We start from the raw sequence: 13,672 nt of genomic DNA, 5'->3' as shown, positions 1-13,672 counted from the left end.
TCGGGATCGACCTTGTAAACTGTCGTCCGCTGATCTTCAAAGGCTGTCATGCGTGAAGTTATCCTCTACAGGGTTCAATGCCTTATCTGGCCGGTTCATCCAAGAATTCAAATGTGTCGCGCCAGCCTTTGCCGCGCAACGGGAAGTCCTTACGCAGGGGGTACCCTTCTTCGTAGTCGTCCGGCATCAAAATCCGCCGAAGATCAGGATGCCGGCGAAAGCGGATGCCCATCATGTCGTAGACTTCGCGTTCCATGAAGTCGCATCCTTTCCAGAGATCGGTCAGGGAATCGACCACGCAGTCCGATTCAGGAACGCGGCATTTGATACGGATTCGATGTCGCTTGCGAATCGAATAGAGTTCATAGACGACTTCGAAGCGCTCTTCTTCATCGGGCCAATCGACCGAGCTCACATGAACGATGTAGTCAAACGCCAGGGCCGGATCATCATGCAGAAAACCGGCAATGTCATGTAGCGCTTCCCGCTTCACCGTGACGGCCACGTCGCCGCGCCATTCAACGGACTTAATAAAGCCCTCCGGGAAGGATTCTTGGATGCGCTTCGCCAGCAAATTCATGAAGTGCCGTCTTTAGACCCTAGACTTGAAAACGTCTCTGACTTCCTTGGGCTGCTTGACAAACACCCGCTTCTGCATGATCCGCTCTTGCAGTTTGAGAATGCCGTCAAAGAGCGCTTCAGGGGTCGGCGGGCAACCGGGCACATAAATATCGACGGGCACGAATCGGTCCACTCCCTGAACTACGCTGTAGCTGTCGTAGATATTCCCAGAAGTTGCGCAGGATCCCATTGCGATGACGTACTTCGGTTCCGGCATTTGGTCATAGATTTTACGGATAACGGGCGCCATCCGGCGGCAGACCGTCCCCGCCACGATCATCAGATCAGATTGCCGAGGGGATGCGCGAAAGACTCCCGCGCCGTACCGGTCCATGTCATACCGTGACGAGACCGCGGCGATCATTTCAATGGCGCAACACGCCAAGCCAAATGTCATCGGCCACAAGGAACCCTTTCTGGCCCAGTTCACCGCTTTTTCCACCGTCGTGGTGATGACATCGGGGGCACCGTCTTTGCCTTGTCGCCCGATTTGTATTAATCCCATTCCAACGCCCCTTTGCGCCACGCATAGGCGTAGGCGACCAGAAAAAGCGCGATGAACATCATCATTTCCAATAGTCCGATTAGCCCGATCTTGTTGAAGACGACCGCCCACGGATACAAAAATATGATTTCTACGTCAAAAATCACGAATAACATCGCAAAGATGTAGTACCGGACCGGAAACGGCATGCGGGCGTCAGAAAAGGGCTCGCTGCCGCACTCATAAGTGGACAACTTTTCCGGTTCCGGGTATTTAGGCTGTACGACATAGCTGAGGAGTAGCGTGACGACGCCGAACCCCAGCGCAACAAAAATGAATACCAGGACCGGAAAGTACCTGGTCAGATACTCCAAGAGAAGCTCTGCGCCCGCCATGAACGACGATCCTCAAAGGCATGGAGAGACTAAGGAGTTTCGAATCTTAGTTCCCCCCCATTTGTAATAGCAAGCGAACAAAGGACCTAGCTGCGGAGACCCTAAAGTCCTAGAATTCCTGGAGTCTCACAGATTGTGCTGATGCAGCGATTCAGTGAGAGGAAGAAGGCTTGGAAGGATCTGCTCGTCGAGTTTGCTTTGGAGCCATGGCGTCCGGAGCCATCTTGAGCTGTGTCCTGCTGACGCCTTCCTGAATGTCCCACTCCGATGTCAGTTCTGTCGGACCGGCGTTTGTTTTGCGGCGGCGAATCTGTGTGTCGATCCGAGTCTTACCCATGATCTTTGTTGGCATCCATGGATCTGATTCAGGCGCCTGTACCTTGGCGCATCGATCTTAGTGTAACAGTCGCAAGGGATGATTTTCAAAGGAGAGTCAAGCCGGGCTTTCTTGACAACTCTTTGTCGTTTGCTAAGGTTGTGACATAACACATGGGTGTAACGACTATGATCAGACGACATAGACAGATCCGGCTTCTGCTCCTTATGGTTGCGCTGATAGGTGCCTCTCACGAAACCGCGGCCTCCCAGGAAGCTCAAAGCGTCAAACTCGGCGAAGCGGCTCTGCGGTTTGCCGGTGGATCCATACGCCAGACCGTGCCTCAGGACGGCATTGTCAACTTTCTCACCGGGGATAATCAGACAACCGGAAATCGCATGATCCTAGGCTGGAGAGGCACCGATGTCCTTTATATAAAACTCCATCGACCTGATGAGCCGGCCTTGGGGGATTTGTATACGGTCTATCGGAGAACGCGAAAGGTCTTTCATCCACGGACCAAGCACTATATGGGATATATAGTCAACCGGCTGGCCGTGGTTCGAGTGACCCAAATTGATCACGATCTAGCCACGGTCCAAATCGTTCAGTCCTATGCACCCCTCTCGCCCGGTGATTCAGTCATGCGGTTCGTTCCGCCTGTCCTCGATGAAACGGCGGCCGATCCGCAGATCTCGAATGACGATGAGGGGATGGTCGTAGATTTGCAGGCGGACAAGAACATGTCGTTGGTCGGCCAAGGCAATCTGGTGTATCTGGATCGGGGGCGAGGTCATGGGGTCCGGCCGGGGGATCGGTTTGAGGTCGATCGGACAGGAGGCGGACTCCCGCGTCGCAAGATAGCCGAAATCAAAATCCTGTCCACCGAAGACGAGACGGCCACCGCCGTCATTACGAGATCGACGTCGCGTGTGCTCGTCGGAGATCGGGTGCGATATAGGGATTCCAGCGCGGTCGATGAACTACGCTCCTGGCAAAGGCCATCCCAGGGACAAGACGCTTCCGCGGTCGTAGCAGGCGCCGAAACTTTGGCGCCTGCTGTTGCCAGCTCCGCAAAGCTGGAACCGAAGCTTCGCATGGTCCCCGTTGAAGGAGGGACTCGCATCGATTTGGACGAGTTGGTGGAACAGCTTGAATATGAGTCCGGCGAGGTCAAAGTGAAAGCGGCTGGTCTGCCCATTTTGGATCGAATTGCCGATTTCCTGAAAACGGCCGCCTCCGATAAGCCGGTGCGGGTCGAAGGCCATGCCGACAACATGGAGATCGGCCCATCACTCAAGTCCTCCTTTGCCTCGAATTGGGACTTATCACGGGCGCGGGCTGCCGGCATCATGCGGCATCTGGTGGAAAAGGGCGGGCTCGATTCGGCAAAGTTAACCGCGGTCGGCTATGGATCGACCAGGCCTGTGGCCAGCAATGCGACTGAGGAAGGCCGAAAACGTAACCGTCGCATCGAAATTGTGCTCTATACAACTGGCGCCTCCGAATCCATAAAAGAGATCGGCGAGGCGAGCGTTTCTATGCCGGTGAAGCCATTCATAGCGACGGTGGAACCGGCCAAGATTTTTGTTCCCGTCCCCGCAGGCGGGGTGGCCGAAAACCAATCCGGTCAGGCAGAACTTGTTCAGCCGATTGGTGACGACAAAAGTGACGGGCATCCCGTAATGACACCGGTGCAGTGACGAAAGGTTCCTCCGCCTATTCTCCTCGCTCATTCTCTCTAATCAGAGCATTGTTATCGGGCCGCGATCTCCCAGGCTCGTAAATCTCCGACGAGTGCCATTATCGTTGTTGGCGGTCGGCCACATTGTTAGAATGCGGCATGCCGGCATATGCGGAGTCAGCTGACTATGGATCGGGGTGCGGAGTTCCTCCGCTCTATGCCGAGGTCGTCGTGCCGCGAGGTCTCGGTCGCACCTTTACCTATCTGATTCCCTCTGCACTGCAACGCACCGTGGCGGTGGGTCTGCGCGTGATCGTTCCCTTGGGAGCCTCTACTGTATCGGGCGTCGTGGTTTCGCTTCACCATCGCCTCCCATCCGCTCTTCGAGCGCAGCGCCTCAAGGAAATACAGTCGCTGGCGACCGGACATCGCTCTGATCTCTTTCCTGCGCAACTTCAATTTTCACGCTGGCTCTCCGAGCGGTATCTCACTCCCTGGGGGCTATGCATGAAATGCGTTTCGCCGCCGCCTGAATCGGCGGCGAAGCCTCGAGCGAGATGGTTCATCACGCCTGAAGGGCGGCAGGCTCTTGTCTCGCCTGAAGGCCTGACGGTCGCCGAGCTCGGGATGCTGGAGCGACTGGCGCGGCGGGCGTCAGGTCTGGCCTGGCGGACATTGAAACAAATAGAAGGAGAAGAGCCTGCAGATTCCACCCGGACCGCTCTCATGCGGCGTCAATTGATTGTGGAGCGCGAAACCGCCGGCACGAGCGGGCGGCGGCATACGGCGGATCATCCCTCATCGATTCTTCCCCGCAGACTCGACGCTACGGGGAGGCAAGGAGATCAACACGACGAATCTTTCACATCTTTCGAGACATATCTGCGCCGAATTTGGGATTCCGAACAGCCGCAGACGGTGCTGTTCCATGCTTCTTTTGAAGACCGTATGAGAGCTCTTGTGCGGGCGGTACATGAGACGCTTGATCGGAAGCGGCGGGTGCTCATTCTCACGGGAGAAGTGAATCGCGCACGGGATATCGGCGGGATATTGCGGCAATCGGGCATCGACCCTGTTCATGTGTATCATACGAGCTTGCCTCAACGGGAACGAGTTCTCGTGTGGCACACGATGCTCACCGGCCAGGCGACGGTCGTGGTCGGGACTCGGTCAGCCGGTTTTTCTCCCATACAGGATCTGGGATTGGTGTGGGTGGATGGAGAAGACGATACCGCTCTGAAGGAAGAGCAGGCTCCTCGTTACCATGCTCGGGAGGTTGCCCGCATGCGGGCGCAGCTTGATGGGGCAATGCTGGTCGTGGCCTCTGCTCATCCCTCCTTGGAATGCGTGCACGCGGTCGGGACAGGGGAGGCCACATTATGGTCGATCCCGATCGATCGACAGCCTGCCACTGTAGAAATCGTTGACCTGCGCGGGTTTCCCGGGGGGACACTCTTGAGCCCTCCGATGATCGATGGTATCCGGACAGCTCTCGCCGAACGGTCGCTCACTGTTTTGTATCTCAATCGGAAAGGGTATGCTCCCCTCTTGCTCTGCCGGGCTTGCGGGCAGGCGCCATCCTGTCCCGGCTGTAGTCTTGCGCTGCGGTTTCACAAGAACACGGGCCGGTTGGTGTGCCACTGTTGTGATCACAGAATAGAGGTGCCGGCCGTGTGTCCGGCCTGTCATGCGGCAAGGCTGGAGCCGCTTGGCGCCGGCACCGAGCGGGTAGAGGAGTTGTTGCGACAGCATTTTCCGCATATCCGCATTGCACGAATGGATAGCGAGACTGTGCGGCGAAAAGGGCAACTCGATGCGCTTCTCACGCTGGCCGGCACCGGCGATATCGACGTCCTCATCGGCACGCAAATGCTTTTTCTGCACCGCGACATGCCGCCCGCCGCTTTGGTGGGGGTGCTCTACCCGGATGCAGGCCTGCATCTGCCGGATTTTCGTTCTGCCGAGCAGACCTATCATGCGCTTCACGACGCGGTCGCCCTTTCGCGGACGGATAGAACGGGACGGGTCATTATTCAAACCTATCTTCCTGATCATCATGCCATTCAGGCCATCGCCCGTGATGATGCCTCGGTGTTCCACAATGTCGAGCTGGCATTCAGAAAAGCATTGGGGTATCCGCCGTTCAGTCATCTCATACGACTCGATGTGTCGGGCACCTCGGAGCGGTATGTCAAATCAGCCGCCGAACGGTGGGCCGCCGCGCTGCGATGCGCCATGACCTCTGAAAGTCGGTCGGGCAAAGGCCCATCAGTGACAATTTTAGGACCGGCGCCGGCTCCGGTGCCCCGCTTGCGCGGGCGGTATCGATGGCAGCTCCTCGTCAGATCCGAGTCGCAACAGGACGTATTGCAGGTGGTCAGGCAAACGCTTCCTGAGACGGAAGGTCTGTCCCGGACCGGAGGCATAAAATTCAGTGTCGATGTGGATCCGCTGACGATGCTATGAGCGCCGCGTCTTTCGACGAGACCGAGTTTTTTCGTTGACCGGTGGTGAATGGTCTTTTCTCGAGGCTGGATCGGCAGCCCGTTGCTCCCGCTTATACAGGCCGAAAGCAAACGAAATCCAAAAGACGGAAGAAAACAGCCCGAACAGAACCGCGTTGAGGATCAGACCCATCTCTTCGTCGTTCGGCTGGCCGGATGACGAGTGAAGTTGGACCATGATCGTAATGGGCCAGGCTAAACTCTCGGATCCCAACAAGAATGTAGCCCAGGCCCATACCATCCCGATGGTCTCGCCCCGCCAGAGAAGAAACAAGAAAATGCCGCCGGCGAGCGCGAGACTCCATACGATTGGAAAGGGACCCCACACAAGCCAGGCTCCAATGGACACCACCAGGGTCGCCAAGACGATATTGATCTGGATGGCATAAGAAGACATGGTGCGAGGTTCTCGCAGTAGGTCAAGCCGGCGCAGTGTGGAATGGGCGCCGGCACAATGTCAAGAAAGCGGAAAAAAGGAGTTTAGGGCTGAAGTTCCGCTTGGACCGCCTCAAGCAGATGCTTGATGTCGAAGGGTTTTTGTAGGGTGCGCCGGGCGCCGAGCATTTTTGCAACATCCAAAAAATTCAGGATGCCGATCATGTCGCTTCCGCCGGTAATCGCGATGATCTTGGCCGCCGGAAATTCCCGTCGAAGCGTCAGAATGCTCTCAAGGCCGTCTTGATCCGGCATCAAAATATCCATGATTACCAAGTCAGCCGGAGCCTGACGATAATGCCTCAAGCCCTCTTTTCCGTCTCGTGCTTCGCTGACTTGATATCCGGCCTGTCCCAAGGTATCCCGTATCAGACGACGAACGCTTTCTTCATCATCGACTACCAAGACTGACGACATAGCGCTCCTTCATGGTCCCACGCCCGCGGTAGAACGATACGGTCACCCGGCGAGTGATCTTCAGCGGTGATCAGCCGTTGTTTTGGCCTCTGCCTTCGGTGACTCTAACGGGCACTCCGCCAAGCAATTTGGCATATTCGGCCGTCACGCATGCCGCGCATCGGAAGACGGGACAGCTGCTCAAGGCATCGATTTCCGTTCGCTGATGTGACGCGCCAAGGCCGCAAATCGGGATCTTACCCTAATTAAGCGATGCGATGTTAGTGAGGATCGGTTCAGGAGGACGGCGTTTTTGGCCCTAGCAAAATAGGGCTCGATGGACCTGTAAAAAGTACTTAGTATGGGCGGCGCTTGATGAAGAAAGCGGCGGCCTGAGTCCGCCTCGTCAAATGGAGCTTCTGGAAGACGTTGGCGAGATAGTTTTTAACCGTCTTGTCGCTAAGCCGAAGACCGGCGGCGATTTCCTTATTGGTTTTTCCTTCCGCCACCAAGGCCAGGACACGTTCTTCTTGCGGCGAAAGCGGCTCCTCGGTGGACGAGCTTTTGGCACCTTTCCCGAAGTCCTTGAGCCAGGTCAACGCACGCTGGGTCACGCTGGGATCCAAAATAGACCGTCCTTCCGACACGGCCTCAATCGCGCCGATTAATGCGGTGGAATCTATTTCTTTAAGTAGATACCCCTGGGCGCCCGCTACGACGGCGGCCAGCACGGAGTCGTCGTCTGCGTACGAGGTAAGGAAGAGGACACGGGTCGCGGGACATGCCGCCAGGATGTCGCGGCATGCCGCCACCCCGGAGCCGTCCGGCAAACGAATATCCATGAGTACCACATCGGGCTTCAACCGTAGCGCTTGCCGGATCGATTCGGCCATGGTCTCGGCCTCTCCGACAACCTTGATCGCGTGATGTTCGCTGAGCAAAGTGCGTAGGCCGACGCGCACGACCTCGTGATCATCCACCAGCAAGAGACGGATCGCCCGGGTCTTAAGGGTGGTCATGCTCGGGTTCCTTCGGCAGATCGAACACAATTTTGGTGCCGCGTTTGGGTTTCGAATCGACAAGGAGTTTCGCCCCCACGCGTTTCGCCCGCGCCGCCATATTCGTCAGTCCATATCCCAAGCCGGTGACCGCTTTCGGATTGAATCCGATGCCGTTGTCCCGGACCGTCACGCGAATGACGCGTTTGAGGCGTCGCAGGCTGATTGTCCCGCGACTGGCTTTGGCATGGCGAAGGCTGTTGCTGACGGCTTCCCGCACCACATTGAGCACGTGAAGACCCTGCTCTCGGGTGATATGCCGTGCAGCCTGCTCGTCGATCGCGACACGGAACGGCAATTTCTGGGGACCGTCCAGCGATTCTACCACTGTCCTCAGCGCGCCGCACAGGTCGCCCCCCTGGATCAATTCCGAATCGAGGCCGGCGATAAAGTTCCGCACTTCTCGCATGACCGCGTTCAATTGATTTACGGCCTGTTCCAAAGTGAAGGCCGCCCGGTTGGAATTCCGCTTGATCAGTGATCGACAGGTTTCCAGCCCGAGGCCGACGGCATAGAGAGATTGAAGCAGGCCGTCGTGCAGTTCCTGGCTGATTCGTTCCCGCTCCGTGAGCGCGGTTTGCAAATCTTGTTCACGCTGCCGCAGCGCTTCTTCCACTTTTTTCCTAACCGTAATATCCGTGGAAGCGCCGAGCAGCTGTGACGCGCGGCCGGTTTCGTCCAGCAAGGGGCGCTTGACGGTCTGCAGCCAGTGCCGGTTGCCCGCGGCGTCGGTAATGATCTCTTCGGAGATGAAGAGCTCGGTCAGCGTGTCCATTACTTCGAGGTCTTGACGCCGGAGAGCCGCCACTTCGACCGGATTCGCATTGAAATCGGCGTCTGTTTTTCCGATGAGATTGTCCACCGTGGTGCCATAAAAATCGGCCGCCGCTTTATTCACGAGCGTAAATCGTCCCTCCCGATCTTTTGCGAAAATCAGATTCGGATTGGTGTCGATGATGTGGCGGATGAAATCGTGCGACATCCGCAGTTCCTCTTCCGCCTTGCGCCGCTCGGTGATATCGGCGGAAGTACTGATGAAACCGATGATCTCTTGTCGGGCATTGCGAAGCGGGACGGTTGAGCCTTCGGCCCACCGGACGGATCCGCCTTTGGTTAGAAACCGGTATTCTTTTTCAAGCGGCGGCGTCGCGTCCGGCTGCTCGTCGAATCCATACTGCTCGATACGGACCCGTTGGTCGTGAGGCAGGGTCCGGAGCCATCCCTTGCCATAGGCCTCCGCCGCGGAGTACCCCGTCATATCGCACCAGCGTTGATTGACGTACACGCAGTGGCAACCCGGGTCCGACATGAAAATGGATACCGGCGCATGGTCTGCCAGCGTCCTCAGCTTGGCTTCGCTGGCGCGTAAGGCTTCCTCGGCGCGAATGCGGCCGGTGACTTCTCTGCAGTTGACCACGATACCCTGGACATTCGGGTCATGCAGGAGGTTATTGCCGACGACTTCAAGCGTCAGGTATCCGCCGTCGGCCTTGCGGAACCCGAACACCACTGGTTCGGCCAGGCCCGGGGTGTGTAGCCGTTCGCGGAAAATCTCCATCGTTCGCTCGCGATGGTCTGGATGAACGAAGTGGAACGCATTCATGCCCAATACGTCCTCTTCACGATAGCCGAAGAGACGATAGAACGCGGGACTCTCATAGCGGATCGTGGCGTCGGGATTGAGAATGGTGATGATATCCGAGGAGTATTGAATCAGAGTTCTAAACCGTTCTTCGCTTTGACGAAGTTGCTCTTCCGCCCGCTCCCGATCGCTGATGTCACGCGCGATAGCGACGATCACATCGCCTCGTCCCAGGGCGCCGAATCCGGCGTTCACCTCCACGGGGAAAAGTGAACCGTCCTTGCGCCGGTACCATCCCCTGACGGTGCGAAATCCCGTGTGTTTCAGCGCCGCCACGACATCGGAACAAGAGGTTCTGTTCGGAAGGATTTGTTCGATGTCCGCTATGCAAAGGCGCAACAATTCTTCCCGCCCATACCCCAAGTGCCTGCAGGCGGACGCATTGACATCCATAAAGCGCCCGGTGCGTGGATCGCACATGAAAACCGCGTCGCTGGAATGATCCATCAACGTCCGAAAGAGGTGCGCTTGCTCCTCGATGGCGCTCCGGTCGGTGAGGTTTTCGCTGCCGGCTGTGCGCTCGCGATCGATCAGGGCCCGTTCAAGAGCCACCACTTTGGCCCGTAATAATTCCAGTTCATTACAGGTGTCGCGCTCGCTCATGGGTCATCGTCGTCACAGTGGTGAACTCATCATGATGCCAATAGAAGGGCATTGCTGAGCACTGAACCAGCCGACCATGAATTGCATGCTCTAATGTCTGTCCGTGGCAGGAGGGATCAGCGGCTGGTTGGGGGGTGTGTGGCGAACCTGATTTCGTATCAAGAGTTATACGCCGCAGAAAAGTGTAGACTGAGAGATTTGGTGCCGAAGGCGGGACTTGAACCCGCACGGCTTGCGCCACACGCCCCTCAAACGTGCGTGTCTGCCATTCCACCACTTCGGCACGCTAACCGGATGCTGAAGCTGCCGGCTATTTTTCTCATCGCTGAGTGAATGACGGTGAGAGGGGCAGCCTCCGTATTTTAAGCGTCGAGGGAAAAGCAATGCATTATAGGAGTGGCCTAAAATGCTTGTCAATCAACTAGTTGTCCGGTAGAATTCACTGCCGTCCGACCCGCAGTCCGTGAACAATTCTGATGGTAGCCTGCGGGAAAGCGGAATCTCTTATCGCGCCTGGTACTCCGGAGAACATGTCCAAGATCTGCACGAGCTCAAACGTCGCGGCATTTTTTGACTTCGATAACACCTTGTTGCCGGGTCAAGCCAGTGAACTTCGGTTTTTTCGGTATCTTTGGCGCCAAGGCTTGGTCGGATGGCGGGAAGTCTATACAAGTATCTTTGAGTTGGCGAGCCACCTCACGGGAGCCTCGCTGCAGCCCCTGCGTGAACGCAAACTCTATCTTCGAGGAAAACGACCCCGCGATATTGAACCTCTGGCGGATGAATTCTGCCGGCAGGTGCTGTGTCCCGGACTTTCCTCGATGGGACTTGCCCGGATGGATCAGCATCGCCGGGCGGGTCATCATATTATTCTGGTGACCGGAAGTTTGGATTTCCTCATTGCCCCCCTCGCTCAATGGCTGGGCATCGACAGAGTCCTTGCCGCCAAGCCAGAACGGCTCAACGGCCGCTACACCGGGGATCTGGTGCCGCCCCTTCCCTATGGCGAAGGAAAACGCCTGCTGATCAGCGAGCTTGCTCTGCACAGCGGCTTGGACCTTGGCTCGTGCTATGCCTATGGTGATAGTCCGGGCGATGTAGAGGTTTTGCGGCTGGTGGGTCACCCCCTCGTCATCAACCCCATCCGAGGGATGCGAGGGATCGCCCGCCGCCATCGATGGCCGGTGGTCCGCTGGAACTAGCATGTTTGATCCGATGCCGACTCCTCGAGTACGTGTCACAGAGATTTTTTTCAGTATTCAGGGTGAGTCCACCCACGCGGGGCGGCCCTGCGTGTTCGTCCGGCTGACCGGCTGTCCTTTACGCTGCACGTGGTGTGATACCGAGTACGCGTTCCACGGAGGCGACGACATGACGATTGATGAGGTAACGGCGCGAGTGAAAGCGTACGGTTGCCCGCTGATCGAGATCACAGGAGGAGAGCCGTTGCATCAGCCCGCCGCACTTCCGCTGATCGAGCGGCTGTGCGGGGAAGGATTCGAGGTCCTGATCGAAACCAGCGGCGCGATTGATATTGCGCCGGTGGACCGACGTGCGCGCGTGATCATGGACATCAAATGCCCCGGCAGCGGGATGACTGATCGGATGTTGTGGGCCAACATTTCACAACTGTCATTTCAGGATGAGGCCAAATTCGTCGTGAAGGACCGCGCCGATTATGAATGGGCCCGTGCATTGGTCCGCCGACATGACCTGACTGCCCGCTGCCATGTCCTCTTCAGCCCGGTGTTCGGTGAACTCGATCCGCGATGCCTGGCCGAATGGCTGCTTGCCGATCGGCTCCATGTCCGATTCCAACTCCAGCTCCATAAAATCATCTGGTCGCCCGACATGCGGGGTGTGTGAACCGCACCAGGCGATCTTCAGCCCAGCCGGCCATCAAAGGAGAGCGCATGAAAGTAATGCAGATAGAGGTGAAGCAGGGTCGGAGTGACGAAGAACCGCTGGAGCTCCTCGTGCTGTTGCATTGCGAGGGAGACAAACATCTTAAAGACGAAGCCGCTTCGATCAATAAGTCGCTGGGCGGGCAGCTTGTTGCCGCGCTCGATCAGGGAGAGTTCGAAGGCAAGCCGAATGAGCTGTTTCTTGTGCATACCCAAGGCAAATGTGCCGCCAAGCGGGTGCTGCTTGTCGGCTTGGGGCAGAAACAAGAATTGCGGTTGGACTCCTTCCGGCAAGCGATGGGGGTTGCCGCCAAGCGAGTGCGTCAAGCCAAGGTGACGTCGTTCGGCGTGGCGATGCCGCCCGTCTCCCCCCGCGGCGCTGCTCCCTTGGATATCGCCCAGGCCATCGCGGAGGGCGCGATCCTCGGGGCTTATCACTTTACTGAATATCGGAGCGACAACGGATCAAAGCCTCCGGATCTTGAAAGGCTGACCCTGTATTGCGCCCAGCGACAATACATGAGGCAGCTCGTCGAGGGAATTCGTCGCGGAACCGCAGCGGCCGAGGCGGCGGTGTTCGTCCGGGATCTCTGCAACCATCCCTCGAATGTCATGACGCCGACCAGGATTGCCGGCGAAGCGAAAGGCATCGCCAAGGAATCAGGGGTAACGCTGAAGATTCTTGAGCAGAAGGACATGGAACAACTCGGAATGGGCGCCTTGCTCGGGGTGGCGCGGGGCAGTCATGAACCGCCGAAGTTCATCATCTTGGAATACAAGGGGGAGCGGGCCAAGAAAACGCTGCAACCGATTGTCCTGGTTGGAAAGACGATCACGTTTGATACGGGAGGCATCTCGCTCAAGCCTTCCGAGAACATGGAACAGATGAAGGCGGACATGACGGGGGGCGCCGAGGTGCTGGCTTCCGTACGCGCGGCGGCCCGCCTGAAGCTTCCGCTCTATGTGATCGGGATTCTCCCCGTAGCCGAAAACATGCCGGGCGGGCGGGCCATGAAACCCGGGGATATTGTGAAAACGCTGTCCGGCAAGACGGTTGAGGTGCAGAATACCGATGCGGAGGGGAGGCTGATTCTGTCGGACGGGTTGGCGTATGCAACTCGGTTCCAACCTGCCGCGCTGATCGACATCGCGACCTTAACGGGAGCCTGTGTGGTGGCGCTTGGTCAATTCGCCATCGGGATGTTCGGGAATAATGATCGGCTTAAAGATCAGGTGCGGAAGGCGGGGTTACGGGCCGGAGAGCGCGTCTGGGAAATGCCGCTCTGGGATGAGTATTTTGAGCAATTGCGCAGCGACGTGGCCGACATGCGGAACATCGGCGGGCGGGGCGGAGGCATGATCACAGCGGCGCTGTTTCTCAGCAAGTTTGTCGGGGATTGTCCCTGGATCCATCTGGATATCGCGAGCACGGATTGGAGCGAACGGGAGCGCGCCTATATTCCGAAGGGGCCGACCGGGATCGGGACGCGATTGCTGATTCAATATCTGATCGATCGAACCTCGCATTAACGCCACAATGGTCATGTGGTCGGACGGGCGTAAGACTGATTCGCGGTTCCATGCGTCCATGGAGCGTGGCAGCGGTTCTCTCTAATCGGGATTTCCCTCT

General features: G+C 57.4%; 12 protein-coding genes and 1 tRNA gene. 5 read left to right on the top strand and 8 right to left on the bottom strand.

Annotation, left to right across the window (positions count from 1 at the left end; translation table 11 throughout):
• Positions 1–82: 82 nt before the first annotated feature.
• From ACWGXE_RS21600 to ACWGXE_RS21590, 3 genes are read right to left on the bottom strand one after another with little or no spacing between them, the layout of a single operon-like run.
• Complete coding sequence (locus tag ACWGXE_RS21600) at positions 83–580, bottom strand: NADH-quinone oxidoreductase subunit C (protein WP_447600201.1); 498 nt, start codon at positions 578–580, stop codon at positions 83–85.
• A gap of 12 nt (positions 581–592) precedes the next feature.
• Positions 593–1,126: an NADH-quinone oxidoreductase subunit B gene (locus ACWGXE_RS21595; RefSeq protein ID WP_447600200.1), complete on the bottom strand. Its 534-nt coding sequence runs from the start codon at positions 1,124–1,126 to the stop codon at positions 593–595.
• The gene (locus tag ACWGXE_RS21590; protein ID WP_447600199.1) at positions 1,117–1,500 is read right to left on the bottom strand and encodes an NADH-quinone oxidoreductase subunit A; all 384 of its coding nucleotides are present in this window, start codon (positions 1,498–1,500) and stop codon (positions 1,117–1,119) included. Before ACWGXE_RS21590 ends, ACWGXE_RS21595 begins: the two co-directional genes overlap by 10 nt.
• Before the next feature lie 504 nt (positions 1,501–2,004).
• On the opposite strand from ACWGXE_RS21590, the gene ACWGXE_RS21585 reads away from it, so the two are divergent.
• Together ACWGXE_RS21585 and priA are read left to right on the top strand one after the other, a co-directional pair.
• Positions 2,005–3,519, top strand: a complete 1,515-nt coding sequence (locus tag ACWGXE_RS21585; protein WP_447600198.1) for an OmpA family protein — start codon at positions 2,005–2,007, stop codon at positions 3,517–3,519.
• Between the two features lie 140 nt (positions 3,520–3,659).
• Positions 3,660–5,966, top strand: coding sequence for a replication restart helicase PriA (priA, locus tag ACWGXE_RS21580; protein WP_447600197.1), 2,307 nt, complete (start codon positions 3,660–3,662; stop codon positions 5,964–5,966).
• On the opposite strand, the gene ACWGXE_RS21575 is transcribed toward priA, so the two are convergent.
• From ACWGXE_RS21575 to ACWGXE_RS21555, 5 genes are all read right to left on the bottom strand, one after another.
• Positions 5,961–6,401, bottom strand: coding sequence for a hypothetical protein (locus tag ACWGXE_RS21575; protein WP_447600196.1), 441 nt, complete (start codon positions 6,399–6,401; stop codon positions 5,961–5,963). The two genes, priA and ACWGXE_RS21575, sit on opposite strands and share 6 nt — an antisense overlap.
• Positions 6,402–6,484: 83 nt before the next feature.
• Positions 6,485–6,856 (bottom strand): response regulator, encoded by a 372-nt coding sequence (locus ACWGXE_RS21570; protein WP_447600195.1) that lies wholly within the window; start codon positions 6,854–6,856, stop codon positions 6,485–6,487.
• Between the two features lie 335 nt (positions 6,857–7,191).
• Entirely contained in the window at positions 7,192–7,854 is a 663-nt protein-coding gene (locus ACWGXE_RS21565; protein WP_447600194.1) for a response regulator transcription factor, read from the bottom strand.
• A complete protein-coding gene (locus ACWGXE_RS21560) occupies positions 7,841–10,138 on the bottom strand; it encodes a PAS domain S-box protein (RefSeq protein ID WP_447600193.1) in 2,298 nt (765 codons plus the stop codon). Before ACWGXE_RS21560 ends, ACWGXE_RS21565 begins: the two co-directional genes overlap by 14 nt.
• A gap of 199 nt (positions 10,139–10,337) precedes the next feature.
• Positions 10,338–10,421, bottom strand: a tRNA-Leu gene (locus ACWGXE_RS21555).
• Between the two features lie 247 nt (positions 10,422–10,668).
• Between ACWGXE_RS21555 and ACWGXE_RS21550 the strand changes: the two genes are divergently transcribed.
• The 3 genes from ACWGXE_RS21550 to ACWGXE_RS21540 are packed head-to-tail and all read left to right on the top strand — an operon-like array spanning position 10,669 to position 13,572.
• Entirely contained in the window at positions 10,669–11,340 is a 672-nt protein-coding gene (locus tag ACWGXE_RS21550) for an HAD family hydrolase (RefSeq protein WP_447600192.1), read from the top strand.
• 1 nt (position 11,341) lies between these two features.
• Positions 11,342–12,004: a 7-carboxy-7-deazaguanine synthase QueE gene (gene queE / locus ACWGXE_RS21545; RefSeq protein WP_447600191.1), complete on the top strand. Its 663-nt coding sequence runs from the start codon at positions 11,342–11,344 to the stop codon at positions 12,002–12,004.
• 47 nt (positions 12,005–12,051) lie between these two features.
• A complete protein-coding gene (locus ACWGXE_RS21540) occupies positions 12,052–13,572 on the top strand; it encodes a leucyl aminopeptidase (protein ID WP_447600190.1) in 1,521 nt (506 codons plus the stop codon).
• Positions 13,573–13,672: the final 100 nt, after the last annotated feature.

Source organism: Nitrospira sp. Nam80, from assembly GCF_965152575.1.
Note: the sequence above shows the minus strand (reverse complement) of the source record. Positions and strands in the feature narration are given on the sequence as shown.

Excerpts from the sequence above, each read along its gene's own strand:
- ACWGXE_RS21600 (WP_447600201.1), bottom strand. The coding sequence starts at position 580 with ATGAATTTGCTGGCGAAGCGCATCCAAGAATCCTTCCCGGAGGGCTTT.
- ACWGXE_RS21595 (WP_447600200.1), bottom strand. The coding sequence starts at position 1,126 with ATGGGATTAATACAAATCGGGCGACAAGGCAAAGACGGTGCCCCCGAT.
- ACWGXE_RS21590 (WP_447600199.1), bottom strand. The coding sequence starts at position 1,500 with ATGGCGGGCGCAGAGCTTCTCTTGGAGTATCTGACCAGGTACTTTCCG.
- ACWGXE_RS21585 (WP_447600198.1), top strand. The coding sequence starts at position 2,005 with ATGATCAGACGACATAGACAGATCCGGCTTCTGCTCCTTATGGTTGCG.
- priA (WP_447600197.1), top strand. The coding sequence starts at position 3,660 with ATGCCGGCATATGCGGAGTCAGCTGACTATGGATCGGGGTGCGGAGTT.
- ACWGXE_RS21575 (WP_447600196.1), bottom strand. The coding sequence starts at position 6,401 with ATGTCTTCTTATGCCATCCAGATCAATATCGTCTTGGCGACCCTGGTG.
- ACWGXE_RS21570 (WP_447600195.1), bottom strand. The coding sequence starts at position 6,856 with ATGTCGTCAGTCTTGGTAGTCGATGATGAAGAAAGCGTTCGTCGTCTG.
- ACWGXE_RS21565 (WP_447600194.1), bottom strand. The coding sequence starts at position 7,854 with ATGACCACCCTTAAGACCCGGGCGATCCGTCTCTTGCTGGTGGATGAT.
- ACWGXE_RS21560 (WP_447600193.1), bottom strand. The coding sequence starts at position 10,138 with ATGAGCGAGCGCGACACCTGTAATGAACTGGAATTATTACGGGCCAAA.
- ACWGXE_RS21550 (WP_447600192.1), top strand. The coding sequence starts at position 10,669 with ATGTCCAAGATCTGCACGAGCTCAAACGTCGCGGCATTTTTTGACTTC.
- queE (WP_447600191.1), top strand. The coding sequence starts at position 11,342 with ATGTTTGATCCGATGCCGACTCCTCGAGTACGTGTCACAGAGATTTTT.
- ACWGXE_RS21540 (WP_447600190.1), top strand. The coding sequence starts at position 12,052 with ATGAAAGTAATGCAGATAGAGGTGAAGCAGGGTCGGAGTGACGAAGAA.